Origin of the sequence: Undibacterium sp. Ji50W, assembly GCF_049340445.1 — a bacterium.
GTDB lineage: Bacteria > Pseudomonadota > Gammaproteobacteria > Burkholderiales > Burkholderiaceae_D > Undibacterium.
In genome coordinates, this window is record NZ_JBMPOX010000004.1 from 56,093 (window position 1) to 79,837 (window position 23,745).

32 protein-coding genes are annotated in these 23,745 nt (G+C 50.7%); 7 read left to right on the forward strand and 25 right to left on the reverse strand.

Going from position 1 to position 23,745, the window contains the following annotated elements:
- Window positions 1-196 precede the first annotated feature (196 nt).
- From ACO0K9_RS08850 to ACO0K9_RS08860, 3 genes are all read right to left on the reverse strand, one after another.
- Window positions 197-1,489 (reverse strand): tetratricopeptide repeat protein, encoded by a 1,293-nt coding sequence (locus ACO0K9_RS08850; protein ID WP_422983918.1) that lies wholly within the window; start codon window positions 1,487-1,489, stop codon window positions 197-199.
- A gap of 204 nt (window positions 1,490-1,693) precedes the next feature.
- Entirely contained in the window at window positions 1,694-2,299 is a 606-nt protein-coding gene (locus ACO0K9_RS08855; protein ID WP_422983920.1) for a hypothetical protein, read from the reverse strand.
- 75 nt (window positions 2,300-2,374) lie between these two features.
- Window positions 2,375-2,692 (reverse strand): DUF2288 domain-containing protein, encoded by a 318-nt coding sequence (locus tag ACO0K9_RS08860; protein ID WP_422983922.1) that lies wholly within the window; start codon window positions 2,690-2,692, stop codon window positions 2,375-2,377.
- Window positions 2,693-3,142: 450 nt separating this feature from the next.
- On the opposite strand from ACO0K9_RS08860, the gene ACO0K9_RS08865 reads away from it, so the two are divergent.
- Complete coding sequence (locus ACO0K9_RS08865) at window positions 3,143-5,101, forward strand: bifunctional diguanylate cyclase/phosphodiesterase (RefSeq protein WP_422983924.1); 1,959 nt, start codon at window positions 3,143-3,145, stop codon at window positions 5,099-5,101.
- 51 nt (window positions 5,102-5,152) lie between these two features.
- Here the strand turns inward: ACO0K9_RS08865 and ACO0K9_RS08870 are convergent, their stop codons facing one another.
- Entirely contained in the window at window positions 5,153-5,854 is a 702-nt protein-coding gene (locus ACO0K9_RS08870) for a transglutaminase-like cysteine peptidase (RefSeq protein WP_422983926.1), read from the reverse strand.
- Window positions 5,855-6,064: 210 nt separating this feature from the next.
- Between ACO0K9_RS08870 and ltaE the strand changes: the two genes are divergently transcribed.
- Window positions 6,065-7,108 carry a low-specificity L-threonine aldolase gene (gene ltaE, locus ACO0K9_RS08875; RefSeq protein ID WP_422983928.1) on the forward strand — a complete coding sequence of 348 codons (1,044 nt, stop codon included), beginning with the start codon at window positions 6,065-6,067 and terminating at the stop codon, window positions 7,106-7,108.
- 14 nt (window positions 7,109-7,122) lie between these two features.
- On the opposite strand, the gene ACO0K9_RS08880 is transcribed toward ltaE, so the two are convergent.
- The 3 genes from ACO0K9_RS08880 to ACO0K9_RS08890 all read right to left on the reverse strand — a co-directional run bounded on the left by ACO0K9_RS08880 (window position 7,123) and on the right by ACO0K9_RS08890 (window position 9,279).
- Window positions 7,123-8,148 (reverse strand): hypothetical protein, encoded by a 1,026-nt coding sequence (locus ACO0K9_RS08880; RefSeq protein ID WP_422983930.1) that lies wholly within the window; start codon window positions 8,146-8,148, stop codon window positions 7,123-7,125.
- Window positions 8,149-8,218: 70 nt separating this feature from the next.
- A complete protein-coding gene (locus ACO0K9_RS08885) occupies window positions 8,219-8,545 on the reverse strand; it encodes a hypothetical protein (protein ID WP_422983932.1) in 327 nt (108 codons plus the stop codon).
- Window positions 8,546-8,748: 203 nt separating this feature from the next.
- A complete protein-coding gene (locus ACO0K9_RS08890; protein WP_422983934.1) occupies window positions 8,749-9,279 on the reverse strand; it encodes a hypothetical protein in 531 nt (176 codons plus the stop codon).
- A 163-nt stretch (window positions 9,280-9,442) separates the two neighbouring features.
- Between ACO0K9_RS08890 and ACO0K9_RS08895 the strand changes: the two genes are divergently transcribed.
- Window positions 9,443-10,963 (forward strand): sigma-54-dependent transcriptional regulator, encoded by a 1,521-nt coding sequence (locus tag ACO0K9_RS08895; protein ID WP_422983936.1) that lies wholly within the window; start codon window positions 9,443-9,445, stop codon window positions 10,961-10,963.
- Window positions 10,964-11,015: 52 nt separating this feature from the next.
- Here the strand turns inward: ACO0K9_RS08895 and ACO0K9_RS08900 are convergent, their stop codons facing one another.
- The 15 genes from ACO0K9_RS08900 to ACO0K9_RS08970 all read right to left on the reverse strand — a co-directional run bounded on the left by ACO0K9_RS08900 (window position 11,016) and on the right by ACO0K9_RS08970 (window position 14,483).
- Window positions 11,016-11,162, reverse strand: coding sequence for a hypothetical protein (locus ACO0K9_RS08900; protein WP_422983938.1), 147 nt, complete (start codon window positions 11,160-11,162; stop codon window positions 11,016-11,018).
- 80 nt (window positions 11,163-11,242) lie between these two features.
- Window positions 11,243-11,398 (reverse strand): hypothetical protein, encoded by a 156-nt coding sequence (locus ACO0K9_RS08905; RefSeq protein WP_422983940.1) that lies wholly within the window; start codon window positions 11,396-11,398, stop codon window positions 11,243-11,245.
- 78 nt (window positions 11,399-11,476) lie between these two features.
- Window positions 11,477-11,635 (reverse strand): hypothetical protein, encoded by a 159-nt coding sequence (locus ACO0K9_RS08910; RefSeq protein ID WP_422983942.1) that lies wholly within the window; start codon window positions 11,633-11,635, stop codon window positions 11,477-11,479.
- A gap of 77 nt (window positions 11,636-11,712) precedes the next feature.
- On the reverse strand, window positions 11,713-11,871 hold the full coding sequence (locus tag ACO0K9_RS08915; RefSeq protein ID WP_422983944.1) for a hypothetical protein: 159 nt from the start codon (window positions 11,869-11,871) through the stop codon (window positions 11,713-11,715).
- Between the two features lie 80 nt (window positions 11,872-11,951).
- Window positions 11,952-12,080 carry a hypothetical protein gene (locus ACO0K9_RS08920; protein WP_422983946.1) on the reverse strand — a complete coding sequence of 43 codons (129 nt, stop codon included), beginning with the start codon at window positions 12,078-12,080 and terminating at the stop codon, window positions 11,952-11,954.
- Window positions 12,081-12,184: 104 nt separating this feature from the next.
- Complete coding sequence (locus ACO0K9_RS08925) at window positions 12,185-12,352, reverse strand: hypothetical protein (RefSeq protein WP_422983948.1); 168 nt, start codon at window positions 12,350-12,352, stop codon at window positions 12,185-12,187.
- The gene (locus tag ACO0K9_RS08930; protein WP_422983950.1) at window positions 12,339-12,533 is read right to left on the reverse strand and encodes a hypothetical protein; all 195 of its coding nucleotides are present in this window, start codon (window positions 12,531-12,533) and stop codon (window positions 12,339-12,341) included. Before ACO0K9_RS08930 ends, ACO0K9_RS08925 begins: the two co-directional genes overlap by 14 nt.
- A 76-nt stretch (window positions 12,534-12,609) precedes the next feature.
- Window positions 12,610-12,783: a hypothetical protein gene (locus tag ACO0K9_RS08935; RefSeq protein ID WP_422983952.1), complete on the reverse strand. Its 174-nt coding sequence runs from the start codon at window positions 12,781-12,783 to the stop codon at window positions 12,610-12,612.
- A gap of 83 nt (window positions 12,784-12,866) precedes the next feature.
- Window positions 12,867-13,025, reverse strand: coding sequence for a hypothetical protein (locus tag ACO0K9_RS08940; protein ID WP_422983954.1), 159 nt, complete (start codon window positions 13,023-13,025; stop codon window positions 12,867-12,869).
- Between the two features lie 70 nt (window positions 13,026-13,095).
- On the reverse strand, window positions 13,096-13,269 hold the full coding sequence (locus ACO0K9_RS08945; protein WP_422983955.1) for a hypothetical protein: 174 nt from the start codon (window positions 13,267-13,269) through the stop codon (window positions 13,096-13,098).
- Between the two features lie 70 nt (window positions 13,270-13,339).
- Complete coding sequence (locus ACO0K9_RS08950; protein WP_422983957.1) at window positions 13,340-13,513, reverse strand: hypothetical protein; 174 nt, start codon at window positions 13,511-13,513, stop codon at window positions 13,340-13,342.
- Window positions 13,514-13,589: 76 nt separating this feature from the next.
- Entirely contained in the window at window positions 13,590-13,751 is a 162-nt protein-coding gene (locus ACO0K9_RS08955) for a hypothetical protein (RefSeq protein WP_422983959.1), read from the reverse strand.
- A gap of 70 nt (window positions 13,752-13,821) precedes the next feature.
- The gene (locus ACO0K9_RS08960; RefSeq protein ID WP_422983961.1) at window positions 13,822-13,959 is read right to left on the reverse strand and encodes a hypothetical protein; all 138 of its coding nucleotides are present in this window, start codon (window positions 13,957-13,959) and stop codon (window positions 13,822-13,824) included.
- A 91-nt stretch (window positions 13,960-14,050) separates the two neighbouring features.
- Window positions 14,051-14,329, reverse strand: a complete 279-nt coding sequence (locus ACO0K9_RS08965; protein ID WP_422983963.1) for a hypothetical protein — start codon at window positions 14,327-14,329, stop codon at window positions 14,051-14,053.
- Window positions 14,307-14,483, reverse strand: coding sequence for a hypothetical protein (locus ACO0K9_RS08970; RefSeq protein ID WP_422983965.1), 177 nt, complete (start codon window positions 14,481-14,483; stop codon window positions 14,307-14,309). The genes ACO0K9_RS08965 and ACO0K9_RS08970 overlap by 23 nt, the downstream gene beginning before the upstream one ends.
- 241 nt (window positions 14,484-14,724) lie before the next feature.
- Between ACO0K9_RS08970 and ACO0K9_RS08975 the strand changes: the two genes are divergently transcribed.
- From ACO0K9_RS08975 to ACO0K9_RS08985, 3 genes are all read left to right on the forward strand, one after another.
- Window positions 14,725-15,996, forward strand: a complete 1,272-nt coding sequence (locus ACO0K9_RS08975; RefSeq protein ID WP_422983967.1) for an HlyD family secretion protein — start codon at window positions 14,725-14,727, stop codon at window positions 15,994-15,996.
- Between the two features lie 123 nt (window positions 15,997-16,119).
- Window positions 16,120-18,213 (forward strand): peptidase domain-containing ABC transporter, encoded by a 2,094-nt coding sequence (locus ACO0K9_RS08980; RefSeq protein WP_422983969.1) that lies wholly within the window; start codon window positions 16,120-16,122, stop codon window positions 18,211-18,213.
- Between the two features lie 212 nt (window positions 18,214-18,425).
- The gene (locus tag ACO0K9_RS08985; protein ID WP_422984365.1) at window positions 18,426-18,659 is read left to right on the forward strand and encodes a hypothetical protein; all 234 of its coding nucleotides are present in this window, start codon (window positions 18,426-18,428) and stop codon (window positions 18,657-18,659) included.
- A 110-nt stretch (window positions 18,660-18,769) separates the two neighbouring features.
- On the opposite strand, the gene ACO0K9_RS08990 is transcribed toward ACO0K9_RS08985, so the two are convergent.
- The 3 genes from ACO0K9_RS08990 to ACO0K9_RS09000 form a co-directional block, all read right to left on the reverse strand.
- Window positions 18,770-19,222 carry a hypothetical protein gene (locus ACO0K9_RS08990; protein WP_422983970.1) on the reverse strand — a complete coding sequence of 151 codons (453 nt, stop codon included), beginning with the start codon at window positions 19,220-19,222 and terminating at the stop codon, window positions 18,770-18,772.
- Between the two features lie 149 nt (window positions 19,223-19,371).
- Complete coding sequence (locus ACO0K9_RS08995; protein ID WP_422983972.1) at window positions 19,372-21,531, reverse strand: protein kinase domain-containing protein; 2,160 nt, start codon at window positions 21,529-21,531, stop codon at window positions 19,372-19,374.
- Window positions 21,532-21,780: 249 nt separating this feature from the next.
- On the reverse strand, window positions 21,781-22,368 hold the full coding sequence (locus ACO0K9_RS09000; protein ID WP_422983974.1) for an IMPACT family protein: 588 nt from the start codon (window positions 22,366-22,368) through the stop codon (window positions 21,781-21,783).
- A gap of 593 nt (window positions 22,369-22,961) precedes the next feature.
- Between ACO0K9_RS09000 and deoC the strand changes: the two genes are divergently transcribed.
- Complete coding sequence (gene deoC / locus ACO0K9_RS09005; RefSeq protein WP_422983976.1) at window positions 22,962-23,744, forward strand: deoxyribose-phosphate aldolase; 783 nt, start codon at window positions 22,962-22,964, stop codon at window positions 23,742-23,744.
- Window position 23,745: the final 1 nt, after the last annotated feature.

The window sequence follows — 23,745 nt, forward strand, 5'->3', positions numbered from 1 at the left end:
ATCACATCAAGTTTGTATCGTGGTCCTGAGTAGTGATGGAGGGTAGGGACATGGGCGGCGTTGCAGACGGCTCTTGATTTTGCATCTGCTGATGAGACGTACATAAAAAAACGCGTTACCCCTTGATGGGTAACGCGTTTTTTCTATGGCTGCATGACAGCCGTCAGCTATTGATTACAGCTTATTTGACTACAGCTTATTTGGCAGGTGCTGGGGCTGGTTTGCTGCCGTCTTCTGGTACCAGCAACCACAAACGGGCCAAATCGGCTGCACCGTCTGTACTTTGTATGGATTTGAAGATTTCCTTGGCTTTTTCACGGTTTTTAGCTTGCAGGTAGGCCATGCCCAGATGCAGCTTGCCTTCGTCTACCGATTTCAGGCCACCTTTTGCCAGGCCTTGCTCCATCAGTGCCAGGCCCTTTTCCTGCTGACCATTGATGACATAGTTGTAGCCGATGTTGAGCAGGCCAATACCGGTTTTTGCCGATTTGGCGGATGCTTCGCCCGCATCCGGGTTTTTGAGATCGTCTGCAGCCTGTTTGTTGACGCGGTCACGCAATTGCTTGTGTTTGGCGGCTTCTTTGCCGGTACCCAGAATATTGGCTGCAAAGCCAGCATCCACGGCTTTCTTGGCTTCAGTCGGCAAACCAGCCAGCAGGGCCAGTTCAGCCATTTCCACATATTGCGAGCCGTCGTCCAGGTTGTCTGTGATCAGCAGCAAGCGGTACATGTCCAGACGCAGACGTTCTGCAAAACCTGGCCTGTGTTCGATACGGTACAGCAGGTCACTCCAGTATTCTTTTTGTGGATAGGTGCCCAGCAGGCGTTCCAGCACCGTTGCATAACCATTGTTGTCTTTTAACTGCTGATAGGCACCGCCCAGCAGCCGCAGGTTTTCCTGGGTAGACTTGCGGCCGGCCTTGTCATCTTCAGCGAGTTGGTTGTTTAACACCTTGATGGTGTTGGCATAGTCATTTTCCAGATAATAGGAACGGGCGACCAGGTTGTTCATGCCGACGTTGCCTGGCTCCCTCTCCAGATAGCGGCCGGCCCAGGATCTTGCCTGTACATATTTTTTCTCATTGAACATGGTGCCGGCCATGGCTTCGATCAGGCGCAGTTTTTCTGGCTCTTTCAGAAATTCCGTATTGATCATGTTTTCAAATGACTGGGCCATCATGGCTGAATCATTGGTACCGGAAGCAACCACGGCACGCAAGCGATGGAGGGCAAACATCTCATAAGGCGTTTTCTTTTCCAGCGCATCCAGAGCATTGATTTTTTCCAATGCCTGGGGATATTGCTTGGCGTTCAGCAATTCCTGAATCTCATTGAGCGGTTTGCCCATTTCTGCACGGACGGTTTGCTGCTTGGTGGGATCCGCAGGTGCTGCTGCCTGTGCCTGCGCGGTATCCGCGGTCACGGTAGAGAAGCCAGATCCGAAGGCTGCCAGCATCATGGCGGCGAACAGGTAAGAGATTTTTTTCATGAATGATCCAGATAAAAAAATGAAAATTGCCGCATTAGGATGAGCATGACACAATACAAGGCCTGCCGGGGACCAGGCAAACTGGCCGGCTGGCATGGTTTCGCCTATGCATGCCGGAAAGTCTTTGCGTCAGTCCTTTTCCGTTCCAATCCCGTTCACAGTGAAGCTGCGGAATTTCGCATTATAGCCGAGCATGGGCCAGCATTACCATTTGCATCCTGTGTCTACAACGGCACTGACCGCCAGCGGGATGACAGCCAATAAACCCAAGCCTGAAAAGGCTTTCATGCATTCCTTCTTTTCTGCCCGTTTTGTGCCTTCACTCAGGCGTTTTTCCAGCGTGTCGCTACGCCGGTGGCTGGCTTGCATTTGCTCGATCTCCCCGGGTTTGCGCTGCCTTTCCATGGCCAATGCCGAAGCACGCAAGGCATCCAGGTCAAGGTTGGGGGTATTGTTATTATTGCCAGAACTAACGCTGTCAATTTCGGTAACCGGGGCTGGCACAGTGTCCGGGCTGGTTGCTGTGGTGGCTGACAGTGGCACCCTGGCCACCTGGGTTTGCCGGGTGTTCCGTACAGCAAGCGGCTTGGCAGGCGTAAGGATCTTGACAGGCGGGTCGTCAGCGACCGGTGGCCTGGGAGGTGGCGGCAGAATTTTCAGCACATCAAGATACAGAACCACATCGTCCCTGGCCGATGCCCTGCCAGACAAGCCCGAATGGCGAATGATTTGCCATAATGCCAGGTGCAGCAGCATGATCAACAGCAGCGTCAGCACATGGCTGCGCCCGGGTTTGGCCGATGCTGTCAAAAAATTGCATGATGCTCCTTTGCTTGTAGAGGCTTTGCATCAGACAAGGCGAGCTTGCTAAAAGTTCATCTGTTCTTAGGTGCGCTCAACACGGTGCTGCACCAGTATCCAGGGTTTTACCACTACAGTCCAAAGTTGCCGGTCTTGCTCCAGCCATTCTTTGGCCTGCGCATCGTTGACTCTGGCCAGTTGCCCGCTATCGAGCAGGGCAGCAATTTGTTCGGCGCGGTCTTCTGCCATATGCAGGGCAACTTCGACCAGGTCTTGATCGCCAGCCACCACCAGCACCGTGCCGCCAGCGAAATGGCGCAACAGCTCGCTCCAGGGAAAACTGGCAGTCTCCAGGTTGATTTTCGTGCGCAGGATATTGGTGCTGATATCTGTGTTCGACATAGATGATGTATTTGAAATAATGAAGCCTGGCACAACACAATAGTCTGGCGGGCATCGCTGAAAAAACGTATTTTACCCAAGCATCGGTATATGCTGGCATGCTTTACTTGTGTGTGTCTGTTTTGCTTGCGCATCTTATGCAAATTGGGCGACCTTTGACGCTGATTCGGCTACTATTTGCATTACATCCCCGCAGGACTTACGCAAAACCGCCCCAAAGCGTTGCAGCTCCTCTCCTAGGAGCCGCGTACTAAAGTAGTGTCTTCGTCGCTGGGTTTTGTTGGGACAATTTTGCGTAAGTCCTAGTAAGTAAATCTGCAAATTGATTAAAACAAATTGCTCAATAATGCTATTTTCTTGTTTAAGTTGCAAAAATACTTCAAGATGAAGTAGTGTAGGCGCAGTGGAGAAATTGTACGAAAAATTCTGATCGATGCCAAAAGAGATGACATGACATTAAGACGCCAATTACTTCTTGCAATTTCAGTCATATTTTTTGCTGTATTCATCGGCTTGCAAGTCTTGTCGGTGCTGACCACCAGAGATTATCTGCAACAGCAACTGGCGTCCCATGCACAAGATGCGGCCACCGCGCTGTCACGACCGCTGGAAGATGCCATGGCAAAAAATGACCAGACCCTGGCAGACATACAGATCACCACCTTGTTTGACCGAGGCTATTACAAAAAGATAATGGTGCTTGACCCTGCGGGCAAGATCATCGTCAGCAAAGAACTCCCCGCCAACAAAGAAAAAGTGCCGGCCTGGATGCCGGTGCTGTTTGATTTGCAAACGCCACCCGGTGAAGCTTTCATTTCATCTGGCTGGCGTCAGTTGGGCAAGGTGGTGGTCATCAGTCATCCAGCCTATGCCTATGAATATCTGTGGCGGTCCATGCAAGAAATGGCATTGTGGATGTTTGTCATGTATCTCATCGTCTGGGGGCTGACAGTACTGCTGTTGCGTATCATCCTGAGCCCACTGAAAAAAATTGAAGAAGTCGCCATTGCCATCCAGGAAAAGCGTTTTCAACGCATAGATGTATTGCCACAGGCGCGCGAATTGCGGCGCGTGGTAGTCGCCATGAATCATATGTCGGACCGTATTTCAGCCTTGCTGGATGAAGAAATCGCCAAGGCCGAAAACTACCGGCGCGAAGCCTTTATCGACAAGGTCAGCGGCCTGGAAAACCGGCATGGCTTTGACCTGCGTTTCAATCACCTGCTGTCAGAAGACGGACGCTTCGATACCGCCGTGATCTTTGTGCTGGAATTTGATGGCCTCAAGGAATTCAATCATCAATACGGTTATCAGCAAGGTGATGCCTTGCTGGCTGACGTATCCGCAGTGGTGCGCGAAATCGTCAGCAAATACGTCAGCATCGTGGGCCGTATAGGCGGTACTTCGATTGCTGCGGTCTGCATCGATATTGACGAGAAAGGGATAGACCAACTGGTCGATGTATTGCAATACCGCTTGAGCCAGGTATTGCTGCGCGCATCCCGGCAGGTCAGCCTGGCGGCGGGGGCCGTGGTGTTTGGCCTTTCGCACAATCGTACCGATATTTTTTCACGCGCTGACCTCGCCATAGAAACCATGCGCCAGTCTGGCACCGGGCAAATCAGCGTGGCTCATCTGGAAGAAAGTGAAACCAATATCGCCGGTTCACATGGCTGGCGCGTGCTGATCCGTAATGCACTGGCAGAAAATCGCTGGGTATTGTTTGCACAGCCTGTCATGCGTTTGCAATTGCGCCAACTGGTACACCATGAAGTGTTTTCCCGTCTGCTCGATACCCAGGGCAACCTGGTCCCAGCGAATAAATTCCTGCCCATGGCCATGCGCCATCAACTGATGCCAGAAATTGACCAGGCCGTCATCACCCTGATCATCGACATGCTGCTGACACCCAATCCGGCCTTCAAACATATTGCCGTCAATGTCTCACTGCAATCGATGGAAAGCCAGGATTTTTGCGACTGGTTGTTGGCGCGGCTGAAATTTTCTCCTGAACTGTCAGGCCGTCTGTCAGTGGAAATGAGTGAATTCGGTTGTGCCAGAGATCATGCAATCACCAAAAAATTTGTGTCGTTGTTGCGTGAGGCTGGTATCCGTTTTGGGGTGGATCATTTCGGCCTGGATCCGCATGCTCTGAATGTCATACGCGAAATCCCACCCGATTACATCAAGCTCGACGGTGGCCTGATACAGCAGATTGCCAGCAATGAAAGCAGCCATGCCCACCTGCGCGCCATCGTCAAGTTCGCCCAGTCCATGGGCATACCGCTGATAGCACAAAATGTGGAAAGCGAAGAATCGCTACAATTATTATTGGCAGACCAGATCGATTGCGGTCAGGGATTTTATTTTGGCGTGCCGGAAAAAATAGTGATGGCAAAAGCGGACTGAGCAATACAGCGTAACAAGAAAAGCGCAGATACATCCTAAGCTCAGGATGCATTACATGCGCTTTTCTTTGTCCATCTTGTCTATCACGTCTTTCCATAAACGCACGGTGGATGCCCCCCCCTTGCGTGCGCCGCCGCTGGCCAGCCACAGGTCTTCATCATTGAAGCTGTACACCGGGACCAGGTCACTGCGTGCCGATGCCAGTTGAATCTCATCCACCAGGTTATCCATGATCCACGGTTCTGCTGTCGGTGTGGGGTAGTACGCCAATACCATATGGGTTTCGCCTATGCGTATCGCCCTGACATAAGTGATGCGCAGTCTTTCCACCGGCACGCCCAGGTCTTTTAGCGTCATGTATTTGGCGATGGCATAGTCTTCGCAGTCACCACCCCATGACGCTACAAATTCTGCCGGGGTGGCCCAGTAATCGGCAACGCCCCAATGTTCCTGGTCGCTGACGTAGGGCACACGATTATAAAAATCATTCACCTGGCGCAGCACCGGCATTTCGTACTTGCCATCGCTGGAGGCGACAATGTTCCTGGCAAAGTCTTTACCAGCCGTGGTGCTGATCTTGCGCACCGCGTTTTGCATTTGCGCCAGACGACGTGGTCCCTCGGCGCCAAAGCGCTTGGTCATCGATTCCAGTAAACCATGCGAAAAATCCACCAGGCCGGAAAGCGCACCGGGGCTGGCGAAGGCTAGCAAGACACTGAAAACAAGGGCAATTTTTGCTACCGTACTTCGCATGTGCAAGTGATCCGTGCAACTGAATAGTGAGTCAGGATGCGCATCAATTTACCCTCGTCAGAGGCTACCTGGCATCCATCCTTTGCCTGTTAGTGTATCTGTTTATGGCAATGGCCTGATAGTGCTGATGCAGATAAACATGCATAAACCGCATACAATTGGCGATTCGGTCAAACCGTACTAGCATCCCGATAGTAAAAAGGAAACCCCATGTCAGCCAGACCACCCATCCGCATTGATTTGCGCAGCGATACCGTTACCCGTCCCTCCCACGCCATGCGTGCTGCCATGCATGCCGCCGAAGTGGGCGATGACGTGTATGGCGACGACCCCACGGTCAACCGTCTGCAAGCCTATGCGGCTGAACGGTTTGGCTATGCAGCAGCGCTGTTTGCCCCGTCCGGCACACAAACCAATCTGCTGGCCTTGCTGGCGCATTGTGGACGTGGTGACGAATACATCGTCGGACAGGAAGCGCATACCTATAGATACGAAGGCGGTGGTGCCGCAGTGTTAGGCAGCATACAACCGCAGCCACTGAGCAATCAGGCCGATGGCAGCATTGCCCTTGCCGATATCGCAGCTGCCATCAAGCCGGATGATTTTCATTTTGCCCGCAGTCGTTTGCTGGCCCTGGAAAACACCATCGGTGGCCGCGTGCTGCCGCCTGCCTATGTGCGAGCAGCCACCAGCCTGGCTCATGAACGTGGTCTGGCAACCCACCTGGATGGTGCACGCATCTGCAATGCCGCCGTCAAACTGGGTGTGGAACTGAAACAGGCGGTGGCCGGTTTTGACAGCGTATCTGTGTGCCTGTCCAAGGGCTTGGGCGCACCGGTCGGCTCAGTATTATGTGGCGACAAAGATTTCATCAAAAACGCGCTGCGCTGGCGCAAGATGCTGGGCGGTGGCATGCGCCAGGCGGGCAGCCTGGCGGCGGCTGGCTTGTATGCGCTGGAAAATAATATCCTGCGCCTGGCAGAAGACCATGCCAACGCACAAATGCTGGCCAGTGGCCTACAGCAGATTGCCGCCTTACAGGTGCAGACACCTCAGACCAATATTGTGTATGCCGATATACCGTCAGCTGCCTGCACTGGGCTGGAAAAGCATTTGCTGGGCCGCGGCATACTGGCGCGCGTTACACCGCATATGCGCATGGTCACGCACCTGGATGTATCCAGAGCAGACATTGGTGAAGTGATTGCCGCCTTCCAGCATTATTTCGACACCTGGCAAGCGGCAAACAAATAAATCCGTAAATCCTGTTAGTCAGCATTAAAAATCGGGCTGTAGATGATGACCCGATCAATGTTGATAGTCGTCTGATCATCGCTGACCGCCAGGTTTTCAACACAGGGCATGCTAGCCATGTCCTGGCCCAGGTTGCTTTGTGGCCGCGCTACTTTGGCGACAATGTTAAACAGGCTGACGCTTTGGCCAAGCGCTGCATGGCCAGGATTTTCCAGGCAAAAATAAGCGATATTCTGTTCTTGTGCCTGCCCCTCATTGTCCGTCAACTTCATCGAAAAACTGATGCTGATCTTGTTGGCGGTATTGAGTATGGTCTGGGTCCAGGTATGTGTTGCTGCATCATAGACGATGCTACAGGTCAGGATATCGCCCGGCCTGACAGCCATGCGCGGTCCGCCAAAGCAGCCAAACACCGGGCTGTCAGCGTTTTCGGTATTCACATACTGGCCAGAAATCCACCATCCTGTTTCTGGCAATTGTGTGGGGTTGGGCGCGCATGAGGTGCTTTGCACACTGCAGTAAGTCAGCACCGGCTGCAATACCCCACGTCCTATCGGTGCGAAATGATCACCACCCGGCTGCAAGCCCGGCCAGATGAATAGCACCCCTTTATCGGTGCTGGCAAAGGGAACCTGCATGCTGGCCTGCAAAGAAACCCAGCCATTGCCCTGCGGCGCGCAAAGGCTGACGATGCGTCCCTTGGGTGCCGGTTTTTCATACACATCGGCACCCTCCTCGAGACCCAAAATCGGTTTGCCAGAAAAAAACACCACGTCGCCCGCATGCAAAATCTGTTGCTTTGCCAGTATAGTGAAATGCTTTACATAAAAGAAGAAAGTGATGCGGTCATTGTCGGCCGCAAATGCCTTGGCCTCGGCCAGTGTCATGCACGGCTTGCGGCAGATTTCCTGCGCCCAGTTGGCTTCATTATGCATCACCACACCGGGAATTTTTACCCATTGCAGGCCAGCTTCTTCCTTGTAAAAGTTGAAGGGTTTCCTGGCTTCTGGTATGGCGATGTCCCTGTCTGTTTTTCTCATGATGTCTCCTGTGCCTGAAAACCTGTTCACGTTCTGACAGACAGGCATTAGCGGGATCAGAATAACGGGATCAGGTCAGCGTATCTGATTTGACTTCTACGCTGCCGTCACTCTTTCTGCGCCTGTCACTGCTGACCCGGCTGTTTTTCAATATCCGTGACGGGTCTTGGCGACGGTCAGTTTTTCTTCTGTCGAAACGTGACTGTGTGTCACCCAATATGTCGCGTTGCCTGGCGTCATCGACAGCGTTTTCATCATCGGTCGGTGACTGCTGTCCAAACAGATGGGCCTGCAACCTCAGCAGCGGTGGCAAGCGATCCTGGAAACTGGCAAAGTCGACGTAAGGGTCGGCTTTCAAGAGCGTGTCTGCAGTCGTGATTTCCTGTGCGAATTTCATGTCTGACTCCTGTTTCTAATTAAGGCGTTCACTTTTTTGTCACTAAGGCCAGTTTTCGACTTGACTACCTATAGTCAAATTCCGTGCCAGCAAAAAAGTAGTGTTATGGTGGCTTTTGCGGCCGATACAGCTTGGTTTATGCCGGTTACTGCGTAAAAAGCCGCTATTTACATGTCAACGCAGCTTTTCTCTACATGTAAATATCAGTCGTAAGCGACGGCTTGCTGCATCAAGCCCAGGTTCAACAGGCCAGATGCGCTCTTGCCAGGCTTTGCCGGTTTTTTAGTAGCACGGTTGACGACCGGGGGATTCGGGCGGGCGGCTTTTTCTTCCGCTTTGACCAAACCTAAGGTGGTCGACCAGGCTTTATCTTTCGATGCCCAGGTAGTGGCCCACAGGTAAGGTTTTTCCATGATGGACGGCGCAGGTTCCGACTGCGCGCGCAGGCGCATGCGGGTTGACGTGTGGATGGCCGCCGTCCATGCTGCCTGTGGATCATGGGTGGGCAGGCACATGGCGACAGTGCCGGCACTGATACGGGTGCGGCCATGGTAATGGGGGGCCCGCTCTACATTCTTTTGTATCAGTGCACTACGGGTTTCGTGGTAATACACGTCATCCATCAGCAAACGCATGGCAATCTTGCGTGCCAGCCTGGCTTTCAGCGTCATTCTGCTTAACAGGATAAACAGCAGTACAGTGGATAAAATCCATAATATTTCAGTGGCAAACATTTTCTCTCTCCCAAATTGCAGGCCATCATCGCCCGCTGTATGTGGTGATATTTGCAAGCAGCGTGCCAGTTGCCTTCTACTGGGAGAGCAGGTATTTGTGATTGCAGGTTGACATGTCAAGCGCACAAATTTACATTGGTGCTTTACATATGCAGTACACACAATGAACGATACCGATTACACGCTGACCTCGCCCCTGTCCAGGCTGTCTGACAATGCGGCGGCACTGCTGGGCCTGACTGTCGTCTGGCATCCGGATAGCCAGCGCATAGGCGAACAGTTTATTGCCAGCAACCCAAACGGCTTGCTTGAAATCAATCGTTTCCTGCCCCTGTTCCGTCATCCGGCCAAAGAAGGCCTGCCACTCGGGTATGGCGGTATTTCACGCGACCCGGTGCGGGTGACGCGGGACGGTGATGATGGCATCGTCATCACCCCACCCACCAGCCGCATGGTGGTAGAAGTCAATGGCACAGAGATTGCCGCCCCGGTGGCGCTAAGCCGCGAGCAAATTGAATCTGGCGTCATCCTTGGCCTGGGCCGCGCCGTGCTGATTTGCCTGCACTGGATGCGCTGCCTGCCCAAACACAACCCTGCACTCGGCTTTGTTGGCGTTGGCAGTGCTGCCATCGTCGCCCGCGACCAGATCCGCCAGGTCGCCGGCACAGAGCTGCCTGTCCTGTTATTGGGGGAAACCGGTACTGGCAAAGAAATCGCCGCCCGTGCCATCCATGCCTACAGCAAACGCGCCAATGCACAATTGGTCAGCGTCAACATGGCCGCATTGAACGAAGCCCTGGCCGCTGCCGACTTGTTTGGTGCCGTCAAGGGGGCCTACACCGGCGCACAAAACGCCCGCAAAGGCCTGTTTGCCGAAGCCGAAGGGGCGACACTCTTCCTCGATGAAATCGGCAATACCCCGGCCAGCATCCAGCCCATGCTGTTGCGTGTGCTGGAAAGCGGTGACTACCGGCCACTGGGCGCACAGCATGACCAAAAGTCCAGCGCCCGCCTGATCGCCGCGACAGACCAGGATTTGTATAGCGAAGGCTTCAACCAGGCTCTGCTGCGCCGCCTGGAAAGCTTCATCATCCACCTGCCACCACTGCGCGCCCGCCGTGAAGACATAGGCGTGTTGCTGCTGCATCTGCTCAGCACCAGCAAAATGCCGAATGAAGTGGGCACCAACCTGCCGGTAGCCCTGGTCAGCGAATTTGCCAATTACGACTGGCCAGGCAATATCCGCCAACTGTCGCATGTCCTGCGCCGCGCCTTGCTGGCCCTGCAACTGGGTGAAGTGCCACAATTGGTCAGCCTGGTCAAAACCACCCACAAACCCGCCTCAACAGGGCCAGAACACGCCACCATCGCCGCCGACAGCAAAATCCCGCTGCCCGTCATCCCGCGCAAGAAATTGACCGAGCTGGGCGAAGACGATGTCTTGCGCGCCATGGAAAACAACGACTGGTATATACAGGGCGCCGCGCAAGAGCTTGGCATCTCGCGACCATCCATGTACAAGCTGCTGGACAGCCACAGCCAGATACGCCGCGCCGAACAGATACCCATGGAAGAAATTCGCCAGACACTGGAAACCAGCGCTGGCGATATTGAAGCATGCGCCGCGTTATTGAAAACGCCTAGTGAGGCGTTGCGGCGGTATTTGAAGGTAGTGGGGGTTTAGGGGGTATCGCTTTCAACAATGACTTGCTATTGTTGTTCGTGAGCCAGGCATATTAACCAGCACCTACCGAGACATCGACTTCCGGTCCACCAGCAACGCTCAAGACTTCATTGTCGGTCAGAACACGCATTTTGTGTTCTTGGCTGGATTGATGTTGTTTGATTTCGACTTCGGATGTGTTCAATTCAATGTTTTTCATGGTTTTCCTTAATAAGGTGAATGATCGCTAGAAATTTCATGGATTTGGAAGCTGTATCTTTTGCTTGAAACCTGAGTTTATTAACCGCCGCTACCAACATCACATTCGGGCCCGCCAGCTACGCTCAAGACTTCATTGTCTGTCAGAACACGTATTTCGTGTTCGTGGCCGGATTGAATTTGTGCGCCGTCAGCGTCGGACTTGTCCAAGAATGTAGTGATTTCTGCTTTTTTCATAAGATGCCTTTTAAGGATCAGTGATACTGAAATGGTTGATTAAAATTGGGCTGTCGTGAACCTGAAGAACTGTTCAATTTATCCAGTGCCTGTGCCAACATCACATTCAGGTCCCCCGGCTACGTTCAAGATTTCTTGGTCAGTCAGAGTGCGCAATTCGTGTTCTTTACCGGATTGAATTTGTGAGCCGTCAACGTCGGATTTGTCCAAGAATGTAGTGATTTCTGTTTTTTTCATAGAATACCTTTTAAGGATCGGTGTACTGAAATGTTGGATTGAAACTGAACGGTCACGTACTTGAGGAGTCGTTCGATTTATCCGGTACCTGAACCAACATCACATTCGGGTCCGCCCGCTACGCTCAGAACTTCATTGTCGGTTAGAACGCGCATTTCGTGTTCTTTACCGGATTGAATTTGTGAGCCGTCAACGTCGGATTTGTCCAAGGATGTAGTGATTTCTGCTTTTTTCATAGAATACCTTTTAAAGATCGGTGTACGGAAATGTTGACTTGAAACTGGACTGCCACGTACTTGAAGAATTGTTCGATTTATCAGTTACCAGTACCAACATCACATTCGGGTCCGCCAGCCACGCTCAAGACTTCATTGTCTGTCAGAACACGTATTTCGTGTTCGTGGCCGGATTGAATTTGTGAGCCATCAACTTTGGATTTGTCCAAGGATGTAGTGAGTTCTGCTTTTGTCATAGAATACCTTTTAAGGATCGGTGTACGGAAATGTTGAATTGAAATCGGATTGCTACGTACTTGAAAAATTGTTCGATTTATCCGTTACCTGAACCAACATCAGATTCAGGTCCGCCAGCTACGCTCAGAACTTCATTGTCGGTTAGAACGCGCATTTCGTGTTCTTGGCCGGATCGATACTGTTTAACTGCGGCAGCATTTTTGTTCAATATTGTGCTTTCAAATTTTTTCTCAGGGTGTACCATTGCCGCTCCTCTGAAGATCAGTTCCTGTACCGACCTCAACTTCAGGTCCGCCAGCTACACTCAGAATCTCCTTGTTAATCAAAAGACGCATTTGGTGTTCTTGAAGGGATTGATGCTGTTCGACGTCAACATGAAATTTCGTCAATGTTAAATGGCTGGCAGAGATGTCTGCTTTTTTCATGGAAAATCCTTTAAACAATGAATGGCTAGTCGCTAATGAACGGCTATCGAATCTAAATTATGGTGGCGCATTGTTGTTAGCCGCCCCCGCCACCTACTTCAACATCAACTTCCGGGCCACCAGCTACACTCAGGACCTCATGGTCGTCCAGAGCACGCATATGCAGTTCGTGACCGGATTGACTTTGTTTTTCATTAAACTCGGATTTTTCCAATATCGAATGAGTGTTTTTGTTTTCTGTCTTGTTCACAGTTTTTCCTTTGCAGATTGACTAGGTGAATATCGTTAGTGAATGTGAGTTTCTTTGATACAGTGCGACAAGAAATTGCCTGTTTAACCTCCGCCTATCTCAACGTCCACTTCTGGGCCACCAGCAACGCTCAGAACTTCATTTTCAGTCAGAACGCGCATTTCGTGTTCTTGACAAGCATAAAACTGCGCACCGTCAACTTCAGATTTGTTTATAGAAGTAGTGATCTCTGCTTTTTTCATGGGGTTTCCTTTGGAAATAAATCGTTAATTGATTACGACCGAACTTAGATCGTGACTATTGAACGACCGCTTAGCCACCACCACCTTGTGACTCAACATCCACTTCAGGTCCACCAGCCACGCTCAATACCTCGTTATCGGTCAGAATGTGCATTTCGGATTTCCAGCCAGTTTGATGCAGTTCGTTTTCAGTATTTGATTTGGTCAACGTCGAATGGGTGGTAGTGATTTCAGTTTTTTTCATGAATTATCCTTTGGGAATGAATCGACAATCTGCTGTTATTGAGTTTAGACAGTTATTGGTGCGCCATTTTTTAACCGCCCCCGCCGCCTGCTTCAACATCTACTTCGGGCCCTCCCGCCACACTCAGAATCTCGCTATCGGTCAAGTTACGCATTTCGCGATTCTGACCGGACTGATGCTGTGCACTGTCAATATCAGAGCTCTTCAATGTCGAATGGATGGTAGGTTTTTTTTCTTCTTTCATGAGAAATCCTTAAATAATAAGTGACGATTTGTGAATGACTGCTACGGAGTTTAGATTATGGCTGGCGCATTATTGTTTAGCCGCCACCACCTGTTTCAACGTCTACTTCAGGTCCGCCAGCTACGCTCAAAACTTCGTGGTCAGTCAGAACACGCATTTCCAGTTCTTGACTAGCTTGACACTGCGCGCCGTCAACATCAGATTTGTTCATAGACGTAGTGATCTCTACATTTTTCATGGATTTTCCTTTGGGAATGACCCGTTAATTGATTGCGACTGAACTTTCACTGTGGCTACCGAACTATCGTTTAACCACCACCAGCTTCTACATCCACTTCAGGCCCGCCAGCCACGCTCAAGACTTCATCATCTGTCAGAGCGCGCATTTCGAGCTCACTACCAGCATGAAGCTGTGCACCGTCCACTTCAGATTTGTCTATAGACATAGTGATCTCTGCTTTTTTCATTGGGTTCCCTTTAGAAATAAACCGCTAATTGATTGCGACTGAAATTGGATATTGGCGATCGAACTACTGATTAACCACCACCACCGCCTGTTTCAATATCCACTTCAGGCCCACCAGCCACGCTCAACACTTCACCTTCAGTCAATACAAGCATTCCCACCTGCTGATAAGATGGAGATTGATTGATATTTGCATCGGACTTGTTCAAAGTTGAATGGCAGTATTCGTTCCCGGCATTTTTCATATTGGTTCTTTCAATAATTCGTATATCGATATGCGATGTTGGGTTTGATTTCTCAAGCCCATGTTCCCAGACAGTCGAATACTTAACCGCCACCACCTGTTTCAATATCCACTTCAGGCCCGCCAGCCACGCTCAGCACTTCATCTTCTGACAGAACTCGCATCATGCTGTCTGCACTTACGTCTTGAACATGGGCTTGGGAAATGACGGTTGATTCTTTGATTTGCGAACGTGATGTTTCGCTAAAGATGTGATGCATTCTTCCTCCAGATTGTTGAGAGAATTCAGCTTACGGGGTCGCAATTCGTGTTGACTTCACACGATGATTTGCTGGATTAAAGATATAGTCAAATAATGTTAAATGCAAGTGCATCCGCACATTTTTATTTAGCGATCTTTACGGTATATTGTCAGTCTTACTTTGTTGACAGATTGAGGCGCACAAAAAATGTGCGCCAGATTTTAATGAATATTCTTCGTGATTTTATGAAACCTCAGGCATGAGCAAACTGTTCCGCAAAGAAGCGCTCGATCATCAGTCGCAGCGGTATCATGGCGCGATACTATTGACGCGTACCTGGTCTTATCCATTGCTCAGTCTGTTTTTGTTCAGCCTGATTGTGCTGATCGTGATCTTTTCACTGTTCTTTGGTTTTACCCGCAAAGAGACTGTCAGTGGCATGGTGGTGCCGGATCAAGGCTTGTACCGGTTGGCGACACCACAGTCTGGTATTGTGTCCATCATTCATGTCAAAGAAGGGCAAGAGGTACAGGCGGGCGATGCCTTGTTCACGCTTTCAGGCGAGCGCAATAATGGCCGTACTGACACGCAGGCATCCATCAAGCAAAGCTTGCAGGCGCGTATTGCGCAATTCAATCAAGAACTTGATCAATTGCAGCAGCAAACAAAAAACAGGCGCATGGATATGGACGGTCGCCATGCCAAGCTGCAAGCCAGCTTGCAGCACGTCGATAACGAACTGGTGCTGCAACGTCGCCGTGTGCTACTGGTGCGCGATATCTCTAACCGTATGGCCGACCTGGGCAAGTCGGGTAACGTGTCCAAAGTAACGCTCAATGAAAAAGCTGCGGATGTGATAGAACAAGAATCACGTCTGGCCAGCATAGAACTGGAACAACTGGCCCTGCAACGCGAAGTCGCCACGCTGGCCGCCAGCCGGCTTGACCTGCCTTTGCAGGCAGAGCGCGACGCGTCACAGCTCAAACGCAATATTGAAGAACTACAACAGCAAGTCACAGAAAGCGAAGCGCGGCGGCAACTGGTGATACGGGCAGACCAGCCTGGCCGTGTTGCAGGCATTGTCGTCAATCGTGGCCAGTCTGTGTTTGCTGATCAGCGCCTGGCTAACCTGATGCCTGCTGGCAGCAAGCTGGAAGTGGAATTGTATGCGCCCACCCGCGCTGCCGGTTTTGTGCACCCTGGTACTGAGGTCATGTTGCGTTACGACGCTTTTCCTTACCAAAAATTTGGGCAGTTTCGCGGCACCGTCAAAGAAGTATCCGTCGCCACCATCGCTTTGGATGATGTGCAGATAGGTATCAACAATTCAGTCCGTCAGGTGGCGTCCTCAGGCGCGGGTGAACCCGTATATCGCTTGCGTGTACAGCTGGACAGTGCACAGGTAACAGCCTTTGGTCGCAGCTATCAACTCAAACCTGGCATGCAACTGGCAGCAACGCTGGTGCTGGAACACCGTACCCTGGCGCAATGGGTGCTTGAACCTTTGTATGGCATGGCCAGCCAGTTATGAAATCAGGGCTCGCACAAAATGGCCCTGGCTGCATTGCAGCACTTGCTTGCCTGTTTAAAACTGTCTTCACCATCAGACCGACCCCCTATCAAATCGCGGCAGCCCCTGAAAGAAAGTGTTTGAATGGATAGACTAGGACTACGTCGCCAACTCCCTGTATTTTTGCAGACGGAGGCTACAGAGTGCGGCTTGTGCAGCGTTGCCATGGTGGCCAATTACCATGGTTATCTGACTGACCTGGCGACACTGCGCTTACGATTCTCTATTTCACGCAAGGGTGCAACCCTGCAAAGCCTGATCAGGATAGCCCGTGGCCTGAAGCTGGAAAGCCGCCCCTTAAAGCTGGAACTGAACCATCTGTCGCAATTGCAATTGCCTTGCATCTTGCATTGGGACATGGATCATTTTGTGGTGCTTAAATCCGTATCGGCAAAAGAAGTGGTCATTCATGACCCGGCCATAGGCCTGCGCCGCTTTAACCTGGATGAATTTTCCAAACACTTTACCGGCGTAGCGCTGGAACTGAGCCCGGCCAGCGACTTTGCACCCGCCACCAACAAGCTGCAATTTACCTTGCGCAGCCTGATGGGGCGCATCACTGGTTTGAAGCGTGGCTTGAGCCAGATATTCTTGCTGGCATTGGCGCTGGAATTTGTCTCGATCGCCTTGCCCTTTTATTTGCAATGGGTGGTTGACCATGCTCTGGTGTCCATAGACCGTGATTTGTTAAGCACCCTTGCCCTGGGTTTTGGTTTGCTGGTGTTAATACAGGCGGCAATTAGCGCCGTGCGCAGCTGGTTTGTGGTGGCGCTCAGCACCCGGCTTAATTTCCAGTGGATGGGTAATGTCTTTGCCCATCTGGTCAAACTGCCGCTGGAATTTTTTGAAAAAAGGCATATCGGCAATATCCTTTCTCGCTTTGGTTCTATCACCACCATACAAAAAACACTGACGACCGGTTTTGTACAAGCCCTGGTGGATGGTGTCATGGTCATAGGCACTTTTAGCATGATGCTGTTTTATAGTCGTACCTTGGCCCTGGTGGCGACGGGTGCCGTGTTGTTGTATGCCCTGATGCGCTGGAGTGTGTATAACGCCTTGCGCACAGCCACGGCAGAGCAGATTATTCATGCGGCAAAGCAGACCACGCATTTTCTGGAAACCGCCAGCGGCATACAAAGCGTGCGCCTGTTTGGCAAAGGCGAACAAAGACGCGCAGGCTGGCTGAATATTTTGGCAGAACAATTTAATGCAGACTTGCGCATACAGCAACTACGCGTTAGTTATGAAACTGCACAAACGCTGTTGTTCGGCCTGGAACGGGTAGTCATCGTCTGGCTGGCGGCCCGTGCAGTGATGGACAATACTTTTACGGTGGGTATGTTGCTGGCGTTTATTGCCTACCGCGACCAGTTTTCTACCCGCCTGGCAGCCCTGATAGACAAAGTCATTGAATTCATGATGCTGAGCCTGCATGGTGAAAGAGTGGCCGACATCGTCATGGCAGAAACCGAGCTGACAACGCAAGACCAGGATCATGAACTGGATTTAAGCAAGGTAAAACCGCGCATACAAATGCGCGATGTATCTTTCCGCTATTCACCCACCGAACCGAATGTGATTGAAAACATCAATCTCAGCATAGAGGCGGGCGAATGCATCGCCATTACCGGTGTATCTGGCTGCGGCAAGACTACCCTGGTCAAGGTCATGCTGGGTTTGCTGACCCCCACGCAAGGCGAGGTCTTGCTGGATGGTGTACCCATCAAGCGCCTGGGTTTAAGCAATTATCGCGACATGATAGGCACAGTCATGCAGGAAGACCGCATGTTTTCTGGCTCGATTGCAGACAACATCTGCTTTTTTGACCCGCTGCCAGATTGGGATCGCATACACCACTGCGCCCAACTAGCTGCAGTGCATGATGAAATCACTGCCATGCCCATGGGCTATTACACCATCACCGGCGACAGTGGCATAGGTATCAGCGGCGGGCAAAAGCAAAGAATACTACTGGCCCGCGCCCTCTACCGCCAGCCACGCATACTGGTATTGGATGAAGCTACCAGCCAACTGGATGTGGCGAATGAACGCAGCGTGAATGCTACCGTGACTGACCTTGGTTTGACCCGCATTATCGTCGCGCATAGGCCGGAGACGATAGCGATGGCGGATAGGGTGGTGGTGATTAAGGCGGGGCGGTTGATAGATGAATAACTGACAAACTGCTCGGCAAAGCTATAAATCTTGAGATAGGTCTGGAATCAAGGCCTATCTTGTCTATTGAACACCTCAGTGAAGCAACGCGAAATATCGAAGCTCACCTCTGAGCGGAACAGGTCAGCGTCAGGACGGACCGTAAGTTCCAGTAATCATCAGCACAACGCAAAAAGCTGCTAGATCTGAGCGAAGACGATGTCTTGCGTGCCATGGAAAACAATGACTGGAATATACAGAGTGCCGCGCAAGGGCTGGGCATCTCGCGCCCATTAATGTACAAGCTGCTGGACAGCCACAGCCAGATACGTCGCGCCGAACAGAGACCGATGGAAGAAATTCGCCAGACACTGGAAACCAGCGCTGGCGATATTGAAGCGTGCGCCGTGTTGTTGAAAAGGCCTAGTGAGGCGTTAAGGTGGTATTTGAAAGTGGTAGGGAGATAGAGACTTTTGTAAAGAGATATCCCATTCTTTACCTATTCCGAATGCCCCTATATAAATTAATTATTCGGATAACTGACGCGTTTGAACTCTTAAAAATGGCTTGGTTACGATTAACCAGCACCTGATTCAACATCAACCTCTGGATCCGGAAGATAGAAAAACTCTGAACTTACCATATCGCCAGATGCATTTTTGAAATCGGCTGAAAATGAGATAGTAAAGCCCCAAAAGCCAATACTGTCTGCAGTCATAGTTATAGTCATTCCATCAATCGGGCTTATTGTTGCTGCCGTACCAACGACATTGGGTTGACCATTTGGTTGTGCACCTTTACAAATCGCTATAAAGGCACTGGCAGTGACCGTCACTGTATCTTGGGGATTTGTTGCCGTACCCAAAAAAGCAAAAGTTATTGTGTCGTTAACGCATAGGTAACTACGACCCGTGATAGTACTTATGGGTAGTGGTGGGGAGAATTGTCCTGTTGCTGAAACTGTTGCCCGACTTTGCGGGTTGCCTTGGTTAAAAATTGTTGTGAAGGTGTAATGTACTGGATCACTCATATTCAAATTCTCAATTGGTTCAACTAAACAAATAAGCATGTGTACTCATGATATTCATGCTTGCCCCTTTCAATAGTCTTTGATTCTCCAGACTAAAGAATTCTTAACTTCGAAAGTTGATTAGCAAAATCTATACCAAGTCATTTGGCCTAGCTACCACTTTTAATGTAACGTGGGTCGCGCCGTAAATTCAGCAAATCAGGTTCAGACTCAAGGGATTTAAGGGAATATCCGAACTCTATCGCTTTGGCTATCTCTGTAAGTGCCTCATCTCTTTTACCAAGTAGTTCGTAAGCTAGACCAACGCGGAAATGGACATTCGCATCTTTGGGACCAAGTTTAAGTGCACGTTGGATATAAACGTTTGTTCCTTCTTTATCACCAACACGAGCAGAATATAAGCCAAAGCGTGAAACAAGTGCCGCGTCATTCGGTGATATTTGTAAGCGAGGAGTAAGTAGCTCGCGCGCTTTCTCATATGCTTTTCTTGCTTCGGTTTCACGACCAGGTATCCAAAGTAAGCTATCACCTAGATTTGCCCAACCTAAATATTTTGCAGGATTTCCCTTGTTGGGCGTCACTGCTTGTTCAAATGCTTCTGATGCGCCAACGTAATCACCTTTCTTGAATAGTGTGTTACCAACACTTGTATATAGTAAGGCACTTGGTCTGAGGAGCAACCCTTGTTGAAGCACCTGTAGTCCTTCATCTACGCGATTTTGTTTTACTAATGCATTATTTAAGTTTGCATAAGCAAATACAGAGTCAGGTTGAATCTTTATACTTAGGCGGAAAAATTTTTCCGCATCAGCAAATTTCCCTTGTTCGAAATATGCAATTCCAATTTCTTCCGCAAATACACGATCTTGAGGAAATTTTTCTTGGCCTAATGTGGCAAATTTAATTGCCTCATCAAATTTTTTCATTCGCCTTAGGACAGTAACGCGACCATACGAAGCGAACACATTATCAGGATCAAAATTTAAAGCTTTTTCAAATCCGCTAAGTGCCAAGTCATTGTTCCCCATTTTTGCTTTTACACGAGCATAAGCAATTTGACTTAATGCAAGTTTGTCGTTCAGCTTTAAAGCTTGTTGAGCGCTTGCATTCGCTTTTTGTAGTAACACTTCATCTTGCATATCGCTATCATAACGAAAAGAATAAACAATTGATAATCCGGCCACGGCTGCAGCACTGTTGGGATTGCGTTTCAAAACAGTTTCAAAACTAGCTTCTGCTTCGTCCAAACTACCGGGCCTATCAAATTGTTTTAATGCCTCCAAGCCTTGTTTCATAGTTAAGGCTTCGGAGTATGGCTTCAATGACACCTTTTCAATTTCAAGATAGGGCACAGTCTGCCAGAGGCCGTAACCCAATGCTAAGACGGCGACGAGTATGACGGAAATGCGCATAGGTTTGCTGAGCTTTTGCCAACCCTTGCCAGAGACTGCAGACAGGTTACTTGCCACATTCGCTTTGACTGCTATAACACTAACCAAAGGCCGCAGCTTTTCACACACCTGCTGCATACTCCCCAAACGTTTCTCAATCTGCTTCGCCGTCATCGCCAGCACCAGCTTGACCAGTGCGGGATTGGTATTGGCGGGGAATTCCCAGGTGTCTGAATTGGATTGCATCAGTGCGGCGGCCAGGGCCAGGCCGCTGGCGCTGGCGAAGGGGCGGGTGCCGCTGATGATTTCGTACAGGATCACGCCCAGGGCGTAGATGTCGGTCTGGACATTGACTGCGGCACCCATCATGCGTTCGGGGGCCATGTAGGCGATGGTGCCTTGCGGGTCTACCTGGCTTAATGAGGTGGTGGCTTGCACGTCTGCCTGCGATGCCAGGCCAAAATCCAGGATGCGTACTCTGCCATCTGGCTCCACCATCAGGTTCGATGGTTTCAGGTCGCCATGGATGAGGCCGGATGCATGCGCTTCCTGCATGGCTTCGGCCACCTGGCTGATGATGTTGATGGCGTGTTGTTCGCTGACTTTTTCTTGTTGCAGCAGTTGTTTCAGGGTGTGGCCGGGTACCAGTTCCATGACGATGGACTGGCTGTCGCCTTCTTCTTCAATGGCAAATACTTTGACAAAGGCAGGGTGCTTCAGGGAGGCGGCAAGGCGTGCTTCTTTGATCAGGCTGGCGGGTTGTGCCATGCCTTCTATGTGTTTTAGCTGTTTGATGGCAACAGGGCGGCGGAGCTTGGTATCCCAGGCTTCGTGTACTTGGCCAAAACCACCTTCACCAAGGCGTTGTTTAAATTCGTAATGCCTTAAGGTTGTGCTGTCCTGATTGGTATTTTGCATTGGTTTCTTGCATGGTTATTATTTTTTGCCGCAGATTGTTCTAAGCAACTATCCAACTACGCAAGATAGTTGCTAGTCGTAACCAGTTGTAACGGCAACAGTGTAGAGAACTTTATTACAAAACTGTGTATTCATGGTGACAAGCAAAGATATTTTATATGTAAATGACATGTCAACGATTGTTATTTACATGTAAATCGGAAGACCATGCTTGTGTCACTATCCGCGACTTGTCTTGTTGTGAAATGATCAATCAGCTTTGATAATATTCACTTGCCCTTTTAGCATGGTCACAAGTTCTGCTTCAAACTGATCTGCCCATTTCTGCTTGACGCTGATGGTCACGGTGGTGGATTCGGTATAAATCAATTGCTGGACGGTGGCAGCAAACTTGTCGCTCAGGCGGCGTACATGTGATTCATCGGCATAGGCGCAGACGATATCCCATTCAACAAAATATTCGACTTCTATCAGTTGGGCATTCTTGAAGGCGTCTGATATGGCCTGGCCATAGGCGCGGGTCAGGCCGCCGGCACCCAGCTTGGTGCCGCCCCAGTAGCGTACGACAACGGCCAGGATGTTGGTGACATCCTTGTGTACCAGTACGTTGTACATGGGTTTGGCGGCAGTACCAGAAGGCTCACCATCATCATCCAGGCCAGAATCACCTGTGCAGACCAGCGCCCAGCAGACATGGACGGCGTCCGGATGCTGGGCACGTATGCTTGCCAGTTGCTGGCGTGCTTCGGCGCGGCTGTTGAGCGGATAGAGTTGTCCCAGAAAACGGCTTTTCTTGATTTCAATTTCGGCAAAAGCGGGGGCAGCAAGCTGGTACATGGGGAGTCTGGTGGGGCAAAGTTGCTATTTTGGCGGCTTATTGGGCTTGGGTATACAAAAAACGGCGCTAAAAATGTGTGGGGTCGCGGATCAAACTTTGGCTAGTTCCCTTCCCTTCAAGGGAAGGGTGAGGGTAGGGATGGGTTTCGGTGGATTGACCTGTGGCCAATTGCCATGGAAACCCATCCCCATCCCAACCATTCCACCGCGCCGCTTGCAAGCGGCTTAGAGATTTGTGGCGCAAAGCGTGCTTTGCGAATTCTCACAAATCTCACCTTGAAGGGGAAGGGGCGAAACCATCCTTGCAATGCGTGTCAGACTTTGACAGTGACACGGAGGCAGCGAGCAAAAGCAGAGATTGCTCTCTTGCTTTTCTCAACGAACCTCTGTGTCTCTGTGCCTCTGTGTTGAGAGGTCTTGTTTTAGTTTGAGTTTCCCCTGAGAAGGACCAGGCACACATTGCCAGCATTTCACTTGCTTTTTGTAGATGAATCCGTGACCTATGATGTACATCAAGCGGCTTGGTCCGCAAGCATCTTATCTTTTGCGTTTGAATACCCTTGCATTTGAAAACCCTTAATCGGAGCTAGAACATGTCTTCCGTACCAGACCCCGCCCTGTTGCAGGCAGCCCGTCGTGCCTTGCGCCTGATGGACCTGACCAGCCTGAATGATGACGATACCAGGGAAAAAATCACGACCCTGTGCAATGCTGCCAGCAGTGCAGAGGGGCAGGTGGCGGCGGTGTGCATTTATCCGCGCTTTATTCCGCATGCAAAAAAAATGTTGCTGGAATTGGGTACGCCAGACATCAAGGTGGCGACGGTGGTTAATTTCCCCTATGGCGAGGCAGATATAGATGTTGCCGTGGCCGAAACCCGCGCTGCGATTGCCTATGGGGCAGATGAAGTTGACCTGGTCTTTCCGCATGCTGCGCTGATGGCGGGCGATACCAGCACTGGCGCAGCGATGGTCAGGGCTTGCAAGGCTGCCTGTGGCGAAAAGGTGTTGAAAGTGATCATAGAAAGTGGTGAGCTGAAAACCGGGGCATTCATTCGTGCGGCCAGCCTGCTTGCGATTGACGCCGGGGCTGACTTTATCAAAACGTCAACCGGCAAGGTGACTGTGAATGCCACGCTGGCAGCGGCAGAAACCATGCTGACCGTGATCAGGGAAACGGGTGGCCATTGCGGTTTCAAGGCCGCAGGTGGTGTCAAAACTGCTGAAGAGGCAGCAGCCTATCTGGCGCTGGCAGATTCACTGTTGGGGCCGGATTGGGTGAGTCCGGTGCACTTCCGCTTTGGTGCTTCCAGCCTGTTGAACAATTTGCTGGCCTGCCTGCGCGGTGGGCAAGCACTGCTTGCTACGGGATATTGAG

What these genes read in the sequence shown, in the direction of transcription:
- ACO0K9_RS08915 (WP_422983944.1), bottom strand. Translation starts at nt 11,871, where the DNA reads ATGAAAAAAGCAGAAATCACTACATCCTTGGACAAATCCGACGTTGAC.
- ACO0K9_RS08890 (WP_422983934.1), bottom strand. Translation starts at nt 9,279, where the DNA reads ATGTTTGCCACTGAAATATTATGGATTTTATCCACTGTACTGCTGTTT.
- ACO0K9_RS08940 (WP_422983954.1), bottom strand. Translation starts at nt 13,025, where the DNA reads ATGAAAAAAGCAGAGATCACTACTTCTATAAACAAATCTGAAGTTGAC.
- ltaE (WP_422983928.1), top strand. Translation starts at nt 6,065, where the DNA reads ATGTCAGCCAGACCACCCATCCGCATTGATTTGCGCAGCGATACCGTT.
- ACO0K9_RS08895 (WP_422983936.1), top strand. Translation starts at nt 9,443, where the DNA reads ATGAACGATACCGATTACACGCTGACCTCGCCCCTGTCCAGGCTGTCT.
- ACO0K9_RS08970 (WP_422983965.1), bottom strand. Translation starts at nt 14,483, where the DNA reads ATGCATCACATCTTTAGCGAAACATCACGTTCGCAAATCAAAGAATCA.
- deoC (WP_422983976.1), top strand. Translation starts at nt 22,962, where the DNA reads ATGTCTTCCGTACCAGACCCCGCCCTGTTGCAGGCAGCCCGTCGTGCC.
- ACO0K9_RS09000 (WP_422983974.1), bottom strand. Translation starts at nt 22,368, where the DNA reads ATGTACCAGCTTGCTGCCCCCGCTTTTGCCGAAATTGAAATCAAGAAA.
- ACO0K9_RS08905 (WP_422983940.1), bottom strand. Translation starts at nt 11,398, where the DNA reads ATGAAAAAAGCAGAAATCACTACATTCTTGGACAAGTCCGACGCTGAC.
- ACO0K9_RS08960 (WP_422983961.1), bottom strand. Translation starts at nt 13,959, where the DNA reads ATGTCTATAGACAAATCTGAAGTGGACGGTGCACAGCTTCATGCTGGT.
- ACO0K9_RS08950 (WP_422983957.1), bottom strand. Translation starts at nt 13,513, where the DNA reads ATGAAAGAAGAAAAAAAACCTACCATCCATTCGACATTGAAGAGCTCT.
- ACO0K9_RS08900 (WP_422983938.1), bottom strand. Translation starts at nt 11,162, where the DNA reads ATGAAAAACATTGAATTGAACACATCCGAAGTCGAAATCAAACAACAT.
- ACO0K9_RS08910 (WP_422983942.1), bottom strand. Translation starts at nt 11,635, where the DNA reads ATGAAAAAAACAGAAATCACTACATTCTTGGACAAATCCGACGTTGAC.
- ACO0K9_RS08850 (WP_422983918.1), bottom strand. Translation starts at nt 1,489, where the DNA reads ATGAAAAAAATCTCTTACCTGTTCGCCGCCATGATGCTGGCAGCCTTC.
- ACO0K9_RS08945 (WP_422983955.1), bottom strand. Translation starts at nt 13,269, where the DNA reads ATGAAAAAAACTGAAATCACTACCACCCATTCGACGTTGACCAAATCA.
- ACO0K9_RS08865 (WP_422983924.1), top strand. Translation starts at nt 3,143, where the DNA reads ATGACATTAAGACGCCAATTACTTCTTGCAATTTCAGTCATATTTTTT.
- ACO0K9_RS08975 (WP_422983967.1), top strand. Translation starts at nt 14,725, where the DNA reads ATGAGCAAACTGTTCCGCAAAGAAGCGCTCGATCATCAGTCGCAGCGG.
- ACO0K9_RS08880 (WP_422983930.1), bottom strand. Translation starts at nt 8,148, where the DNA reads ATGAGAAAAACAGACAGGGACATCGCCATACCAGAAGCCAGGAAACCC.
- ACO0K9_RS08980 (WP_422983969.1), top strand. Translation starts at nt 16,120, where the DNA reads ATGGATAGACTAGGACTACGTCGCCAACTCCCTGTATTTTTGCAGACG.
- ACO0K9_RS08925 (WP_422983948.1), bottom strand. Translation starts at nt 12,352, where the DNA reads ATGGTACACCCTGAGAAAAAATTTGAAAGCACAATATTGAACAAAAAT.
- ACO0K9_RS08930 (WP_422983950.1), bottom strand. Translation starts at nt 12,533, where the DNA reads ATGAAAAAAGCAGACATCTCTGCCAGCCATTTAACATTGACGAAATTT.
- ACO0K9_RS08955 (WP_422983959.1), bottom strand. Translation starts at nt 13,751, where the DNA reads ATGAAAAATGTAGAGATCACTACGTCTATGAACAAATCTGATGTTGAC.
- ACO0K9_RS08885 (WP_422983932.1), bottom strand. Translation starts at nt 8,545, where the DNA reads ATGAAATTCGCACAGGAAATCACGACTGCAGACACGCTCTTGAAAGCC.
- ACO0K9_RS08860 (WP_422983922.1), bottom strand. Translation starts at nt 2,692, where the DNA reads ATGTCGAACACAGATATCAGCACCAATATCCTGCGCACGAAAATCAAC.
- ACO0K9_RS08985 (WP_422984365.1), top strand. Translation starts at nt 18,426, where the DNA reads ATGGAAAACAATGACTGGAATATACAGAGTGCCGCGCAAGGGCTGGGC.
- ACO0K9_RS08870 (WP_422983926.1), bottom strand. Translation starts at nt 5,854, where the DNA reads ATGCGAAGTACGGTAGCAAAAATTGCCCTTGTTTTCAGTGTCTTGCTA.
- ACO0K9_RS08995 (WP_422983972.1), bottom strand. Translation starts at nt 21,531, where the DNA reads ATGCAAAATACCAATCAGGACAGCACAACCTTAAGGCATTACGAATTT.
- ACO0K9_RS08990 (WP_422983970.1), bottom strand. Translation starts at nt 19,222, where the DNA reads ATGAGTGATCCAGTACATTACACCTTCACAACAATTTTTAACCAAGGC.